General features: G+C 64.0%; 15 protein-coding genes and 1 riboswitch. Of the genes, 7 read left to right on the top strand and 8 right to left on the bottom strand.

The window, feature by feature from the left end; all coding sequences use genetic code 11:
* Positions 1 to 65: 65 nt before the first annotated feature.
* Positions 66 to 1994, bottom strand: coding sequence for an asparagine synthase (glutamine-hydrolyzing) (gene asnB, locus ABZ677_RS06400; RefSeq protein WP_037192878.1), 1929 nt, complete (start codon positions 1992 to 1994; stop codon positions 66 to 68).
* A gap of 224 nt (positions 1995 to 2218) precedes the next feature.
* Between asnB and ABZ677_RS06405 the strand changes: the two genes are divergently transcribed.
* Both ABZ677_RS06405 and ABZ677_RS06410 read left to right on the top strand, forming a co-directional pair.
* Positions 2219 to 3298, top strand: coding sequence for a cytochrome c oxidase subunit II (locus ABZ677_RS06405; protein WP_037193526.1), 1080 nt, complete (start codon positions 2219 to 2221; stop codon positions 3296 to 3298).
* Positions 3299 to 3316: 18 nt separating this feature from the next.
* On the top strand, positions 3317 to 3733 hold the full coding sequence (locus ABZ677_RS06410; RefSeq protein WP_037192876.1) for a cytochrome c oxidase subunit 4: 417 nt from the start codon (positions 3317 to 3319) through the stop codon (positions 3731 to 3733).
* 160 nt (positions 3734 to 3893) lie between these two features.
* Here the strand turns inward: ABZ677_RS06410 and ABZ677_RS06415 are convergent, their stop codons facing one another.
* The 5 genes from ABZ677_RS06415 to ABZ677_RS06435 all read right to left on the bottom strand — a co-directional run bounded on the left by ABZ677_RS06415 (position 3894) and on the right by ABZ677_RS06435 (position 8903).
* On the bottom strand, positions 3894 to 4169 hold the full coding sequence (locus tag ABZ677_RS06415; protein WP_358367536.1) for a helix-turn-helix transcriptional regulator: 276 nt from the start codon (positions 4167 to 4169) through the stop codon (positions 3894 to 3896).
* Between the two features lie 225 nt (positions 4170 to 4394).
* Positions 4395 to 6155, bottom strand: coding sequence for a cytochrome bc complex cytochrome b subunit (locus ABZ677_RS06420; RefSeq protein ID WP_358367539.1), 1761 nt, complete (start codon positions 6153 to 6155; stop codon positions 4395 to 4397).
* Complete coding sequence (locus tag ABZ677_RS06425) at positions 6152 to 7363, bottom strand: ubiquinol-cytochrome c reductase iron-sulfur subunit (protein WP_358367542.1); 1212 nt, start codon at positions 7361 to 7363, stop codon at positions 6152 to 6154. The genes ABZ677_RS06420 and ABZ677_RS06425 overlap by 4 nt, the downstream gene beginning before the upstream one ends.
* Entirely contained in the window at positions 7360 to 8208 is an 849-nt protein-coding gene (locus ABZ677_RS06430) for a cytochrome c (RefSeq protein WP_037192872.1), read from the bottom strand. The genes ABZ677_RS06425 and ABZ677_RS06430 overlap by 4 nt, the downstream gene beginning before the upstream one ends.
* A gap of 83 nt (positions 8209 to 8291) precedes the next feature.
* The gene (locus ABZ677_RS06435; RefSeq protein ID WP_037192869.1) at positions 8292 to 8903 is read right to left on the bottom strand and encodes a heme-copper oxidase subunit III; all 612 of its coding nucleotides are present in this window, start codon (positions 8901 to 8903) and stop codon (positions 8292 to 8294) included.
* A 151-nt stretch (positions 8904 to 9054) separates the two neighbouring features.
* Here ABZ677_RS06435 and ABZ677_RS06440 point away from each other — a divergent pair, with 151 nt between their 5' ends.
* Both ABZ677_RS06440 and trpD read left to right on the top strand, forming a co-directional pair.
* Entirely contained in the window at positions 9055 to 9531 is a 477-nt protein-coding gene (locus tag ABZ677_RS06440) for a hypothetical protein (RefSeq protein ID WP_358367545.1), read from the top strand.
* 51 nt (positions 9532 to 9582) lie between these two features.
* Positions 9583 to 10644, top strand: a complete 1062-nt coding sequence (gene trpD / locus ABZ677_RS06445; RefSeq protein WP_358367548.1) for an anthranilate phosphoribosyltransferase — start codon at positions 9583 to 9585, stop codon at positions 10642 to 10644.
* Positions 10645 to 10656: 12 nt separating this feature from the next.
* Here trpD and ABZ677_RS06450 read toward each other — a convergent pair whose 3' ends face one another.
* The gene (locus ABZ677_RS06450; protein WP_027497377.1) at positions 10657 to 10932 is read right to left on the bottom strand and encodes an Lrp/AsnC ligand binding domain-containing protein; all 276 of its coding nucleotides are present in this window, start codon (positions 10930 to 10932) and stop codon (positions 10657 to 10659) included.
* 54 nt (positions 10933 to 10986) lie between these two features.
* Positions 10987 to 12819: a DEDD exonuclease domain-containing protein gene (locus ABZ677_RS06455; RefSeq protein ID WP_358367552.1), complete on the bottom strand. Its 1833-nt coding sequence runs from the start codon at positions 12817 to 12819 to the stop codon at positions 10987 to 10989.
* 147 nt (positions 12820 to 12966) lie between these two features.
* On the opposite strand from ABZ677_RS06455, the gene ABZ677_RS06460 reads away from it, so the two are divergent.
* The 3 genes from ABZ677_RS06460 to ABZ677_RS06470 all read left to right on the top strand — a co-directional run bounded on the left by ABZ677_RS06460 (position 12967) and on the right by ABZ677_RS06470 (position 15467).
* Positions 12967 to 13248 carry a hypothetical protein gene (locus ABZ677_RS06460; RefSeq protein WP_037192862.1) on the top strand — a complete coding sequence of 94 codons (282 nt, stop codon included), beginning with the start codon at positions 12967 to 12969 and terminating at the stop codon, positions 13246 to 13248.
* A 115-nt stretch (positions 13249 to 13363) separates the two neighbouring features.
* Positions 13364 to 13525, top strand: a riboswitch (cyclic di-AMP (ydaO/yuaA leader).
* A gap of 18 nt (positions 13526 to 13543) precedes the next feature.
* On the top strand, positions 13544 to 14098 hold the full coding sequence (locus ABZ677_RS06465; RefSeq protein WP_037192860.1) for a C40 family peptidase: 555 nt from the start codon (positions 13544 to 13546) through the stop codon (positions 14096 to 14098).
* Between the two features lie 370 nt (positions 14099 to 14468).
* A complete protein-coding gene (locus tag ABZ677_RS06470; protein ID WP_358367814.1) occupies positions 14469 to 15467 on the top strand; it encodes a C40 family peptidase in 999 nt (332 codons plus the stop codon).
* Positions 15468 to 15517 lie beyond the last annotated feature (50 nt).

The following is a 15517-nucleotide window of genomic DNA, read 5'->3' on the forward strand; positions in this document are numbered from 1 at the left end:
ATGTGGCTTTGTTGCACTCCGAGTGACCGAAAGTCGCATTGATCCGCCGGGGACGGTCGGCCAGGTCAGATGTTGACCGGATACTCGGGTTCGGCGATCTGCGGCACGATGCGCTTCTCGACGAAGATGCCGTGCCACACCATGAAGATCAGCAGCGTCCACAGTCGTCGGCTGTGATCGGACTTGCCGGCGCGGTGGTCGTCGAGCATTGCGACGACGGCGGCCTTGTTCAGCAGGTGATCGGTCTGCGAATCGGCGATCTGCTGGTGCGCCCAGTCGAAGAGTTCCGGGCCGCGCAGCCAATGGCGCAGTGGCACGGGGAATCCCAGCTTGGCGCGGTGCAGCACGTGACCGGGAACGATTCCCTCCAGCGCCTGGCGCAGTGCGTACTTGGTGGTGCTCTTGGTGATCTTCTGCTCGAGCGGAAGCTTCTCGGCGACCTTGTAGACCTCGGAGTCCAGGAACGGAACTCGCAGCTCGAGTGAGTTCGCCATGGTGATCTTGTCGGCCTTGACCAGAATGTCGCCGCGCAGCCAGGTGAACAGATCCAGATGCTGCATCCGAGCAACCGGATCCCAGCCCTGCGACTGCGCATAGATCGGCGCGGTGACGTCCTGATGAGTCCACTCGGATCGGAACTCGCGCAGCACGGATCGCAACTGCGCGTCGTTGAAGCTGCGAGCGTTGCCGTAGTACCGCTCTTCGAGAGTCATCGATCCACGGTTGAGCAGGCTCTTGCCGCGCGTGCCCTCCGGGATTCGCTCGCTCAACGAGCCGGCTGCACGTCGAAGGAAGGCGGGAAGCGACTCGAACGGCTTCAACGACAGCGGTTCGCGGTAGATGGTGTAGCCACCGAACAATTCGTCCGCACCTTCACCTGAGAGCACGACCTTCACGTGCTTGCGTGCTTCCTTGGCGACGAAATACAGCGGCACCAACGCGGGGTCGGCCACGGGATCGTCCAGATACCAGACGATCTCGGGGATGGACGCCGCGAACTCCTCCGGCCCGACGACCTTCACGATGTGTCGGGCACCGATTGCGGCCGCGGACTCCGCTGCCACGTCGACCTCCGAGTAGCCGTCGCGCTCGAATCCGGTGGTGAACGTGATCAGGTCGGGATTGTGACGAATCGCCAGAGCCGCGATGGCCGTCGAGTCGATGCCGCCCGAGAGGAACGAGCCGACGGTGACGTCGGCACGCATGTGTTTGGCAACCGAGTCCTCGAGTGCCTCGGCGATTTCCTGGTACCGCGCCTTCTCGCTGCCGGGTGCGAAGGGCTGCACCGGAAACTTCGGGGTGAAGTAGCGGGTGACCTTCGGCGCGGTACCGGGGGAGAGGGTGGCGTAGCAACCGGATTCGAGCCGGCGAACGCCTGCGTGCAGGGTTTCGGGCTCCGGGACGTACTGCAGCACCGTGTAGTGCTCGATCGCGCGAGGATCGAGATCGGCGTCGACGCCGAGCAGATCCATCAACTCGAGCACGCTCTTCTTCTCGCTGCCGAACGCGGTGCCGCCCGGACCGGTGGCCAGGAACAGCGGCTTGATGCCGAAGGGATCGCGTGCGATGAACATCTCGCGGGTCTCGGTGTCCCATACGGCGAACGCGAACATGCCTCGCAGTCGCTGCACGGCGGCAGCGCCCCAGTAGTGGAACGCCGCGACGATCGACTCGCTGTCACCTTCGGTGGTGAACTCGGCACCGTGGTCGCGTGCAAGTTCTGCGCGCAGTTCCAGATAGTTGTAGATCTCGCCGTTGAAGACGAGCGCGTACCGGTTCGGTGATTCCGGCGGACCCCAACGCATCGGCTGATGGGAGTGTTCGATGTCGATGAAGGACAACCGATTGAAGCCGTAGACGACGTCGTCGTCGTGCCAGGTGCCACCGGGTTCGTCCGGGCCACGGTGTCGCATGCAGTGTGTCGCCGAAGCGACGAGTTCGACTCCGGCGGCGGTCGTTCCGTGAGACGTGAGTACTCCGAGCAGTCCACACACGGCGTCTGCTACCTCTTCTCGCAGTTGGGGACAGTGCAGGGGTCCTGGTCTCCGCGAGTGTCGTCAGCGGGACTGTAGATCAGGATCCGAGTATGCCGCAGACACGCTCGGACGTAGGTAACGACCCAAGGGTGGTTCTCCTCGGGCTTTGGTCTACGCTGCGTAGTACTCGGGCATCTCCATGTGGAAGCCCTTATTCTTCAGTGGTGGGCAATCAGGAAGGCGTGAACGTGGCGCAGAGTCGGATCCTTCGGCGAGCGGGGCTGACAGCATTTCTCGGTGTAGCCGCGTTGATGCTGTCGGGCTGTTCCATCAGCAGCGACAACGTACTCAATTTCGGTTTCGCCTCGGGCGTCACCCCTCAGGGGCGACGCATCGGCGACCTGTGGACGTGGTCGGTCATTGCCGCCCTGGTCATGGGCATCATCGTGTGGGTTCTGATCTTCTGGGTGGTGCTGTTCCACCGTAAGAAGAAGAGCTCACCGGAGTTCCCCCGCCAGACGGCGTACAACGTTCCGCTCGAGCTGTTCTACACAGCGGTTCCGTTCGTGATCATCGCCGTCCTGTTCTACTTCACCGTGGTGGTGCAGAACTACGTCGACGAGAAGCAGGCCGATCCCGACGTCCAGGTGGATGTCACGGCGTACCAGTGGAACTGGAAGTTCGGATACCGGACCATCGACCTCAAGGACGGTGCCGCCAAGTACGAGGGCACCGACGAGGAAGAGCAGGCCGCCGCCGAGGCCGCCGCCACCCCGGGCGAAGGTGCCGAGGGCAGCGAGGACGGCGAGTTCGTTCCGGGCCCGATCAACGGAGCATCCACGCAGGACCTGTCGTACCTGCACTACAACAAGATCGAAACGGTCGGCTCCAGCGAAGAGATCCCCGTGCTGGTTCTGCCCACCGGCAAGCGCATCGAATTCGTGCTCGCGTCCTCGGACGTCATCCACGGATTCTGGGTTCCGGAATTCCTGTTCAAGCGTGACGTTCTCCCGAACCCCGAGGAGAACCACTCCGACAACGTGTTCCAGATCAGCGAAATCGAACGCGAAGGCTCCTTCGTCGGACGGTGCACCGAGATGTGTGGCACCTTCCACTCGATGATGAACTTCGAGGTGCGTGCCGTGTCTCCGGAGCGGTTCGAGCAGTACATCGAACTTCGCAAGCCCCTGTCCGAAGGCGGAGAAGCGCTGACCAACGCGCAGGCACTCGAAGCCATCGGCGAGAGCCCCGTCGCAACGAGCACCGCGCCGTTCTCGACCGACCGCACCGTCCGAACAGCCGCTGTCGCTGAAGGCAACTGACCAAGGAAGCATGCTGATATGAAAATCGAAGCCAAGATCTTCGAAATCCTCACTGTCTTCTTTCTCCTGGTCGGCATCGTGTACACGTTGTTCACGGGCCTGAGCCGCACAGGAGTCGAGTGGGCCGGAGTCACCGCGATCTTCCTGTCGGTGGGTCTGACCTTGATCATCGGTACCTACTTCAGGTTCGTCGCCCGACGCCTGGACACGCGCCCCGAGGACTTCGACGACGCCGAGGTGAGCGACGGCGCAGGCGACCTCGGCTTCTTCAGCCCCGGCAGCTTCTGGCCGATCGTGCTGGCAGCAGCGGCATCCGTCACCGCCATCGGATTCGCGTTCTTCCAGCCGTGGCTCATCGCCCTGGGAGTCGTCTGCGTGATCGCTGCGGCCGCAGGTCTGGTCTTCGAGTACCACGTGGGTGCCGAGCGCCACTGACTCCACCAGCTACACCCGGAAAGGGCCCCGGTCGTTCTCACGAGCGACCGGGGCCTTTTTCTGCTGTCCGGGGCACAGGCACGGACGGAATGATCGGCTCACGGCGCTGTGGGGTGTGAACCGGCGCAGATGAACGGGAGAGCTGAACGAGGTGGGGCCGTCAGGAGACGTCGGCCTCCGAGTGGGACCGGACGGAGCTGGACGTCGAATCGGCGAGCGAATCGAGGGAGATGTTCAGCGCACCGCACAATGCGGCGACGGTGAAGAAGGCCGGCGTCGGAATTCTGCCGGTCTCGATCTTCCTCAGAGTCTCGACCGAGATACCGGCCGCATCCGCGACGTCGGTCATGGTTCGACCACCACGGGCACGACGGAGAGCAGAGCCGAGCCTGGCACCTCGGGCGAGTTCGCCGGGGGTGAGGGGAATGCGAACCATGACACCGATAGTAATACCGGTGTTCGCAAGCCCCTGAGCGGAGAACGGTCGGTACACCGGGTCGGTGGGTCATCCGCCCGGTGGGGGAGGGGAGGGGCCGTCAGGACCTTCGCCGGTGTGGAGCCGTCCTGTAGCGAAGGGTTCGAGCCCGGATAGTCTTCGCAGACAACAAAAGAGGGCGACACCGTTGCCGGTGTCGCCCTCTTTTTCGGACTCTGTCAGATGTCAGCGTTCTCTGTCGTTGTCGCTTCGACCCGAAGCGATAGCGGTGTCCTCGTCCGAGTGCAGCCCATTGCCGTTCCCGTTCGAGTGGCCGTGGCCATTGGCATGACCGTTCCCGTTCGAGTGGCCATTGCCGTTCGAGTGACCGTTGCCGTGGATGCCCGCCTGGTAGTTGCGAAGCATCGTGAGCTGCTCGTGCTCACCCTTGTGGTGGGCGTCTTCGAGAGCCTTGCTCTGTGCCACCGGATCCGGCGTGAACAGCGATCCCGAGCCGGGCTTTCCGGCCGAGCCGAGCTTGTTCATCTTCTTCGGTACGGGTGCGCCCTGGTAATCGAGGGGGATCGGGTGTCCGTGATCGTCGACCGGTCCGAGCGGCTGGTGGATTTCCACGTACTGGCCGTGCGGGAGTCGCTTGATGATTCCGGTTTCGATGCCGTGCTCGAGAACAGCCCGGTCACTGCGCTGCAGTCCGATGCAGAATCGGTACGCAATGAAGTACGCGAGCGGGGGCATGGTCAGAATTCCGATACGACCGATCCACGTCATCGCGTTCAGCGAGATGTCGAACTTGTATGCGATGAGGTCGTTGACACATGAGAGGGTCAGAATCACGTAGAACGTGATCGACATCGCGCCGATAGCTGTGCGGACCGGAACGTCGCGGGGACGCTGCAGCAGGTTGTGGTGTGCAGTGTCTCCGGTGAGACGCTTCTCGATCCACGGGTACGCAATCATCACCGCAAATACGAGACCCATGATAACCGCGACCCAGAACACGGCCGGGATCGTGTAGCGACCCGCGATGTAGATCTCCCACGCCGGCCACAGTCGGGCCAGACCGTCGGTCCACATCATGTAGAAGTCGGGTTGCGATCCTGCGGACACCTGGGACGGGTTGTACGGTCCGAGATTCCAGATCGGGTTGATCTGGAGTAATCCGCCCATTGCTGCGAGCACACCGAAGGTGACGGCGAAGAAAGCTCCGGACTTGACTGCGAAGACCGGGAGAATGCGAACGCCGACGACGTTCTGCTCCGTGCGGCCAGGTCCGGGGAACTGCGTGTGCTTCTGGTACCAGACCAGGGCCAGGTGGGCGGCGATCAGTGCGAGGATGATGGCCGGCAACAGCAGCACATGAGCGACGTACAGACGCGGAATGATGATCGTGCCGGGGAAGTCGCCGTCGAAAATCAACCAGTGCATCCATGTGCCGATGATCGGGATGCTCATCGTGATGCCGCCGAAAGCCGCCCGCAGGCCGGTGCCGGACAGCAGATCGTCGGGAAGCGAGTAGCCGAAGAAGCCCTCGAACATCGCGAGGATGAGCAGCAGGCAACCGATGACCCAGTTGGCCTCACGCGGGCGACGGAACGCGCCGGTGAAGAAGATGCGCATCATGTGCACGATGATCGAGGCCGCGAACATGAGAGCAGCCCAGTGGTGAATCTGCCGCATGAAGAGGCCACCGCGAACCTCGAACGAGATATCGAGGGCAGTGGCGTACGCACGCGACATCGTCACACCGTTGAGAGGGGTGTACGCGCCGTCGTACACAACTTCGCTGAGCGACGGATCGAAGAACAGGGTGAGGAACACACCCGAGATCAGCAGGATGACGAAGCTGTACAGCGCGATCTCACCGAGCAGGAACGACCAATGCGTGGGGAAGACCTTGTTGATCTGGCGACGCAATCCCGGCGCCAAGTGGTAACGACTGTCTACGCCGTCGGCCTGCTTGGCGGCGAGGGTTTGCAATGTACTCATGAGTCACGCTCCGGACGACGTTCCCAGAAGGCGGGTCCAAGAGCTTCGGTGAAGTCTCCCGAAGCGACGAGGAATCCCTCTTCGTTGACAGTGATGGGAAGTTGGGGCAGCGCACGCGCAGCCGGTCCGAAGATCGGCTTGCCGTACTCGAGCGCGTTGAACTGCGACTGGTGGCAAGGGCACAGAATTCGGTTGGTCTGCTGCTCGTACAACGATGTCGGGCAACCCAGGTGCGTGCAGATCTTCGAGTAGGCGAAGTAGTCGCCGTAGTTGAAGCTTTCTTGACCCTTGCGCTTGACGACGGTGCTGGCGGCGTCCGGGCGAAGGCGGATGAGCATGACGGAGTTACGAACACCGCGCAGAGAGACGAGCAGGTCGTGCTCGCTCTCGCGGTCCGCTTCGCGGAACGGGAAGACGGTCTCCATGGCACCAGCGTCCAAGTCCTCGGGCCGAACGAGAACGACATCTTCCGGTCGCCCGGTGTCTCGTCGGAGGTAGATGGTCTCTCCATCGTAGCGAGGAGTCCAGCCGGATACCCACAACGGAGAATCTTCGCCCTTCGCCCACGGGTTCTTGATCAGGCCACCGAGGGGAAGTAGTGCCATGACGCCGAGTGCACCACCACCGAAGACCAGCGATCGCTTGATCACCTTGCGACGACCGATGGTCGACGTGTCGAGGGAGTCGCCCAGCTCGGCGACGAGCGTCTTGCGGTCCGTCTCCGACGAACCGCCGTCGTGACGATCCTGGATCGAGACCTCTTCCGGGATGAACTTCTTGGTGAACTGCACCGCGCCGACACCGACCGCGAAGATCGCCAGGCCCATCGTGCCGCCGATCAGCGGGGTGTACAGCGAGTAGGCCAGGTAGTTCTCTTCGCCGATGCCGGCGTACTGCCACGGCCAGAACAGGTAGATACCGATGAACGCGACTGCGGCGAGACCGGCGATCGTGAACCAGATCGCGACGCTGCGCTCGGCGCGCTTCTCGGCGCGGGTACCTTCCACAGCCCAACGGTTGCGGCGGAAAGCGACGTCGACGCCGTCGAGGTTGGTACCGAGCTCGACCAGTTCGTCGCGGCTCATCGCGGCGAGCTCTTCGTCGGTGTACTTCTTGTCCGCGTTCACGCCTTCGGAACCGGTCGCATCCTTGCGTCCGGATTCGTCGTCGTTGTTCGCGTCCTTACGGCCGGAATCGCCGTCGGTCATGATCTAGCTCCGATCCACAAAGTTGCTCCGACGACGGCGATGATGCCGACCGTCCAGATAGCGATCATCTCGGTACCGGGACCGAAGCTTCCGATGCTCCAACCGCCTGCGGGAAGCGTTTCCTGGGCCGACTTGACGTACGCGATGATGTCGGACTTCTCCTCGATCGTCAGCTGACGATCGGAGAACTTCGGCATGTTCTGCGGACCGGTGACCATCGCGGTGTAGATCTCCTGCTCGTTGGCAGGGCCGAGGGACGGTGCGAACTTGCCCGAGGACAGAGCGCCGCCTTCACCGGTGAAGTTGTGGCAGGAAGCGCAGTTGAGACGGAACAGTTCACTGCCGCGTCCGATGTCGCCGCCGCGCAGCGACTCCTGGGCGATCTCACCGTTCTCGTCGCGGATGACCGTGGGTCCGCCGCCGTTGGCGTTGATGAACGCACCGAGGGCGTCGATCTGCTTGTCGTTGAACTTCGGCGGCTTGCGCATTGCCTGCGCCTCGTTGCGCACGGCGGGCATGCGGCCGCTCGACACCTGGAAGTACACGGCTGCTTCGCCGACGCCGATGAGGCTCGGTCCGCGATCCTGAACACCCTGCAGGTTGGCACCGTGGCACGTGACGCAGGACGTGTCGTAGAGCTGCTTGCCCTCGCGGATCAGCGCTGCCGAATCGGTATCGGCGGTCGCGACCTGCGGGGTCGGCGTCAGAGCCGAAGCGAGGAACCCTGCGCTCAGAAGGCCCATCATCAGTACGAGCGCACCGGTGATGCGTCGGCGCGTCTTACGCTGCCGTCTCGTCTTGGAGGCGGCGTTGTCGTCGGATGCTGCTGGGGGAGATGAACTCATCTTCTATCCCTTGTCGTGTCGGGACGGACCGAACGTCGGGGGCTGAATCCGTTCGCTCGTTATCTTTGGCGTGCTGACTGTCACTAGCGGATGAAGTAGATCGTTGCGAAGAGGGCAATCCAGACGATGTCGACGAAGTGCCAGTAGTACGAAACGACGATGGCGGCGGTGGCCTGCGCGGGCGTGAACTTACTGACCAGCGTCCTGGTGATCAGGAACACGAAGGCGATGAGTCCGCCGATCACGTGCAGTCCGTGGAAGCCGGTCGTGATGTAGAAGACCGAGCCGTACACGCTGCTCGAGAGCGTCGTTCCCTCGTGGACCATGTGGTAGTACTCGTACGCCTGGCCGGCCACGAAGAACGCGCCCATGACCAACGTGATGATGTACCAGCGGCGCAGTCCGAAGACGTCACCTCGCTCGGCGGCGAACACACCCAGCTGGCAGGTGAACGACGATGCGATCAGCACCGCGGTCACCGGCACAGCGAGAGCGAGGTTCAGTTCCGTCGGCTCCGGCGGCCAGATTCCATTCGCCTGGGCGCGTGCGACGAAGTACATCGCAAACAGCCCGGCGAAGAACATGAGTTCACTAGACAGCCACACGATCGTGCCGACGCTGACCATATTGGGGCGGTTCAGCGAGTGCACGCGTTGGGTGATTGCCGATCCTTGAGTCCCTACAGCGCTCGTCACAAAGAGAAGTATGACCCGTCGTAGTACGGAAGGCATATCCGGGTCCGCTCTTGGCGCGTCGTGTCGGAACGAATCCGAGTGCCTCCTTGTTCCCGTGCTGGTGGGAGGCCCTGTACGGGCCGGTAGGGTCCAGTCGTGCAAGGCTGGCCTCATGGCAAAGCGCACCGAAGGTGGATGGTTTCGGAGACTGTTCTCGCGATCGACGGCCGAACGTCTGGACCCCACCCGCGACGACCTGGTGACTGTGGCGAGTTGCTTCGACGATGCACAGGCTTGCTCGGCCGTGCTCGACGAAGCGGCGAGGACCCAGCCGGTGTGGACGGAGGCGTCGGACGTGCTGCTTCGGCATCATCTGCTGTTGCCCGCTCACGAAGTCGAGGACGCCGCGTCCGTCGCGGCGCAGGACGGTTACGAAGTCGGACCGAACGTCGAACTCGCGGACAGCGAGGGCTATCGCCCGAAGGTCGACGACGGTGTCCCTCTGGTGCTGCAACGTGTGCAGGTGCTCGACGCCTTGCACTGCTCGCAGGAGCGTTCTCGCATGGCGGGCCTCGCTCAGCGTCGAGGGGGAGCCGTCCTCGGCTGGGACGCGCTGCAGCCCGCGCAGCCCGACGCAGCGTCTGGCTAAGCTTCCACGGCACCGAGTGCATCGACGGCAGAAGGGCACGGCAGAACCACCATGACCGCAGCGATCAGCGACGAACAGCCGCGAACCTGGCGTCGAATCCTCGGCGCGTTGACGAACCACACCGATCTGTCCAGCGCCGACACCGGCTGGGTCATGGACGAGATCATGGCCGACAACGCGACAGCCGCGCAGATCGCAGCCTTCGGCGTAGCGCTCAAGATGAAGGGCCCGACGCCGGCGGAGGTGAACGGGCTGGCCGAATCGATGCTGGCGCACGCAGTGCTGGTGCACACCGACACCGACGCCGTCGACGTCGTGGGGACCGGAGGGGACGGAGCAGACACCGTCAACATCTCCACGATGGCCGCCGTCGTCGTCGCTGCCAGCGGCATCCGAGTCGTCAAGCACGGCAACCGCGCAGCCTCGTCGAAGAGCGGCACGACCGACGTGCTCGAGGAGTTGGGCGTCCGCGTGACACTCGGGGCCGCCGCAGTCGCGGCGAGCGTCGAGCAGGTCGGCATCGGCTTCTGCTTCGCGCCGATCCACCACCCCGCACTGCGCTTCGCCGCCGCACCGCGCAAGGAAATCGGAATCCCCACGGTCTTCAACGTGCTGGGGCCACTGACGAACCCGGGCCGCCCGCGCGCAGGCCTGATCGGCTGCGCGTTCGAGAACCTGGTCCCCGTGGTCGCCGACGTGTTCGCCGCCAGGGGCAGCTCGGTGCTCGTCGTCCGCGGCGACGACGGACTGGACGAGATCACCCTGTCGACCACCACGACCGTGCACGTGGTGTCCGGTGGTTCGGTGAAAGTCGAGACGATCGACCCGCTCGACTACGGCATCGCCCGAGCGCCCATCGAAGCTCTGAAAGGCGGAGACGCCCAATTCAACGCAGCCGTGGCGCATCGCGTGTTCGCCGGTGAACACGGCCCCGTCCGCGATGCAGTACTGCTCAACGCGGCCGCAGCAATGGCAGCGCACCATGGCGTGTCCGGCGACCTCCACACCCGGATCGAAGCCGGATTGGCCACTGCCGCAACGACAGTCGATTCGGGCGCGGCAGCACGTCTGCTCGCCGATTGGGGTCGATGCACCAACGAACTCGTCGACTGACGTAGAGGACGCCTACTCGCCTATCGAGAAGCCGGCATCGACATCGGCGCTCGAATAGGACTGGAACGCAATGTGAGTGGTGGTGCTGCGCACTCCCCGCACACGATTGATGTGCTTGGTGATGACCTCTGCGATCGAAGCATGATCGCGAACCTTGACGATGGCGATCAAATCGACATCCCCAGCACACGAGTAGACCTCCGACACCCCGTCGACATCGGCAACGGCCTGAGCCGCCTCCGGAATCAAGTCGGCCTCGGCGTCGATCAAGACGATGGCATTGATCATCTGTGCTCCTCAAGCATCTCGAGCTCGGTGTCCGACGCGAGCTACCCCCAGACCCTAGTTGCTGCCGTGCTGCAAGAGTCGTCCCGCAGGCTCCACTCCTGCCCTGAACGGTCGTTCCGCAGGCTCCACTCCTGCCCTGAACGGTCGTTCCGCAGGCTCCACTCCTGCCCTGAACGGTCGTTCCGCAGGCTCCACTCCTGCCCGTGCTGCTTCTCTCGCCGTCCGACACCACGACTCCCACGAACCCGCCGACCGTGCCGGGCTGCAGTACCCACTGCTCGTACGCACGATCCGGACGCCGTCCGTACGCAGCCAGGCCGCAATCAGTCCGACTTCCTCCGGCGGCGCGCCGCGAAGCGGGGTGGTATCGGGCAGCACCGTCTCGGCCGACGCGGTGATGGCATCGACGACAGGCATCGGATGCACTCCGCGCGGCGCGACGGCAGCGCCGGCCAGACGCCCGAAACGCACCACGATCAACTCCCACCCGCCGTCGGACGTCCGCTTCGCCGCAACCAGTTCGGCAATGGTGGCCACTGCTGCCGATCGGTGCATCCTGCGCAGTGCATCGACGGTGATCGCGATCCGGTCGCGCAGACGAGCTGCCGTCTCGTACAGCTCCTTGTCCGCCAACTCGGCGACGCGGCGGCGCATGGAGTAGAGAACGGCATCGTCCTGACCGCACACGAGGGCGAGAAACTGTGTCGGGGCGTCCGAGTACTCGTCGGCCGTCAACGGGCCGGACAGTGCCGCTGGGCAGCCTCCGACGTCGGTTGCCGGACAGTGGTCACCGTGTCGGACCGAGCGAGCCAGACGTCGAGTGCACGTTCGTAGGCGGCAGAACTCCGCGACGAGCGCAGCGGCCTCGGCGGCGTCGCCGCGAACCGAGAACGGTCCGAGGCTGTTCGGCGTCGGCGTGCGAACGATCGACAGGCGGGGAAACGCCTCGTCGGTCAGGGTGATCCACCACCCCTTCCTGGGAAACTTCGAGCGGCGGTTGTACGGCGGGATGTGCGCCGAGAGCAGCCGTAGCTCGCGGACTCCGGCCTCGAGCGCGTGCGCACACTCGACGTGGTCGACGCGAGTGGCCAATGCGACCATCTCCTTCATCCGGCCTCTCGTCTCCGAGCCGGTGAAGTAGTTGCGCACGCGTCGCTTGAGGTTGTTGGACGTACCGACGTACAGCACCTCGTCGGACGGGCCGCGGAACAGATAGACGCCGGGGGTGCCGGGTAGATGAGCAGCCAGGCCGCGTTTGGCGCGCTGGCCGGCCGACACCGCGGGTAGGTAGTCGACCAACTCGGCGTAGCTGTGGACTCCCTGATTGCCCACACGTTCGATGAGGCCGTGCAGAACGTCGACGGTCGCCCGGGCGTCGTCGAGTGCGCGGTGGGTGGGCCTGGTGCCGGACCGGAACAACGTCGACAGTGCGGACAGCTTCACCGACGGGGCTTCGTCGCGCGTCAGAACTCGACGAGCCAGCTTGACGGTGCACAGCACCTGAAACCGTGGCCACGCGATGTCGAGACGACTGGCGGCCGCTTTGAGGAATCCCGTGTCGAAGCCGGCGTTGTGCGCCACCAGCACCGAACCGCGCGCGAATTCGAGGAAACCGGGCAGGACCCGTTCGATGCGCGGCGCGCCGATGAGCATCGCCGATGTGATGCCGGTCAGCTCCACGATGTACGGCGGGATGGATCTGCCCGGGTCGATCAGGGTGGCGAACTCGCCGAGAATTTCGCCGCCTCGAACCTTGACTGCCCCGATTTCGGTGATGGCCTCGGTGTCCGCGCTACCACCGGTGGTCTCGAGGTCGACGACGACGAACGTCGTCTCGTGCAGAGGGGTGTCGAGTTCGTCGAACGTCAGCTGGATGGGCAGGCTCACCGGGACGACGTTAGGGCCGACCTCCGACAAGAACGCTCAGCGCGCCGCCGAACGTCGTCGTGTCACGAAACCTGTCGGTGCCCGACGCTATCTTTCGCTTCGTCGGCCGATTCGGCCGCCGGAAACCGCAAAGAGACAAGGATCACAATGATCATCGACTGCAGTGACTGCCTGGTCCGTGACATCGCCTGCGCGGACTGCGTCGTGACGGTGCTTCTCGGGGCTCCGGGGATGCCGTCGAGATCGGACGGGCGATGGGTCGGTCCGCCGTCTCGTATCACTCTCGAGCAGGAAGAACTCGGTGCCATGGGTGTGCTCGCCGATGTCGGTCTCGTGCCCACTCTCAAGCTCGTCGTGAACGACGAGGACACCGCCGAGGTTCCGTTGTTATCGACTCGTGACACACCGGGGGATCAGCGCGCCGGCTAGCGAGAATCAAGGCGAATTCACTCGCCTCGGCGAGTTGGGGTCGACACAGGGGTATGCCATTTCGTAACCTTCCTGAGACCTTGCGGAGTCTCGCCAGTCCAAACCGGAGTGGCGTCGCAAGTCACCGCCTAATCGTTCACTCGCGAGAGTGTTCGTACCGGGAACCCGATATCTACTGGGGTGAATCCCGCTGAGCCACCACACGGTGGCCGGTGGGTAGGGCTGCTCTTCCCAGCCCGAACCCGTCAGCTAACTCGGTCGGCGGACGATAGGAAGAAACGGAGCACCATCTTTCGTGGCGTCACAACTTTCCAACCGATCATTGCGGCGAGTCCTCGTAGCCGGAGCGCTCACGGCAGGCGTGGTCATTCTTCCCGCTGCGCCCGCAATGGCGGCCCCCCTCACCATTCCCGGCGTCGGAACCTTCGAGATTCCTGACATCCCGGGCCTCCCTCCCCTCAACATTCCCGGTGTGCCTGCGCCTGGTGCGCCGTTGGCACCCCAGGTCACCCCGGCAGCGAAGGCCGTTCAGGCCGCAGAATCCAAGATCGGAGCACCGTACGTGTACGGCGCTTCGGGTCCGGATTCGTTCGACTGCTCCGGCCTCGTTCAGTGGGCGTACAAGCAGGCCGGCATCAGCTTGCCCCGTACGAGCTACGACCAGGCGGCCGCAGGCACTCCGGTCTCGCGCGACAGCCTCGCCCCCGGCGACGTCGTCTCGTTCTACGACGGATCGCACTCGGGCATCTACGTCGGCAACGGCAATGTCGTGCATGCATCCACGTCCGGCGTGCCGGTCAAGGTTGCTCCGCTTGCCTCGATGCCGTTCGACGGTGCTCGCCGTTACTGATTCGAGCGACCGACGTCTGCTGTGATCGACCGACAGGGTCGAGCCGTTCATCGGCTCGGCCCTGTCGGCGTATCCGGACACGGACCGCGCGACACGCCGGTCCGGTGGACAGGGAAGCATCCAGTTCGTAATCTGATCGAGACCTGGTCGATGTTTATTTTGTGACCTGTCACCTCGAACCCCCGTCGATTTCGGACCGTGTTCACGTCCGCGCCCGTAAGAGCATGGGTATGGTTCGTTTTCGGTCTACTTTTCCAACCGTTACCTCGGTCGAGGTGACATCTGTGAGGACGGAGAGTCGCTTTCCGTGGCGATATCGAGATCTACCCGAGCGTTGCGTACGGCCCGTAACTCGCTGGTTGCTGTTGCACTGACCGCATGCATCGCCGTGGTGCCGACGACGACGGCGACCGCGCAGCCGGGATTCGGTTCGGCGTCCGACGCGCAGACCGAGCTCGCCGAGCTTTCTCGCCAGTCCGAGCAGACCACCGAATCTCTGCACAATGCTCAGATCGATCTCGACGCCAAGAGCCAGCAGCAACTCGACGCGCAGGTCGTCGTCGACCAGAGCCGTGCCGCGGTGGACGCAGCGCAGGCTCAGTTGGAGCAGCTCAAACCGGCCATGGACAAGGTCGCCAACGTCAACTATCAGGGCGCGCGGACCAACCGACTGTTCGCCGTCATGGTCAGCGACTCGCCACAGCAGTTGCTCGACCAGATGTCGGCGCTGGATGTGATCTCTGCGGAGACCGCCGACCAGGTTGCTCGTTTCAAGCAGGCGAGCTCGGATGCCGAGACGGCCGAGCAGGCCGCAACGACGGCCGCCGAGCAGGCGCGCGTCGCCGCGGAACAAGCCAAGGCCGTCAGCGACGACCTCCAGGCCAAGCAGAGTGAGCTGCAGGGGCAGATAGCCGAGGTCATGGCTGCCTACAGTGCGCTCTCGTCCTCGGAGCAACTGGCTCTGGCCGGTTCGGCCCTGCCCGACGGATTCGACCCCGCCACGATTCTGCAGAACCTGACGCCGGGATCGGGTGCCAGTGCGCTGCAGGCCGGCCTGACGCAGATCGGCAAGCCGTACGTGTGGGGCGCAACCGGCCCGGACGGCTTCGACTGCTCAGGGTTGGTCGTGTGGGCGTACAAGCAGGTGGGCAAGACGTTGCCGCGGTCGAGTCAGGCGCAGGCGGCAGGCGGAACTCCGGTGGATCAGAAGGATCTGCAGCCGGGTGACGTCGTCCTGTTCTATCCGGACATCTCACACGTCGGCATCTATGCCGGAAACGGCAACGTGCTGCATGCGTCGACCTTCGGTGTTCCCGTGAAGGTGCAGTCGATGGCTTCCTTCCCGTACTACGGGGCGCGTCGATACTGAGGGTGTGTCTCGACGATCGACTGACGGCGGTATGAACGCCTCGAACCGGC

It is taken from the genome of Rhodococcus sp. NPDC006774 (genome assembly GCF_040636045.1).
Taxonomy (GTDB): domain Bacteria; phylum Actinomycetota; class Actinomycetes; order Mycobacteriales; family Mycobacteriaceae; genus Rhodococcoides.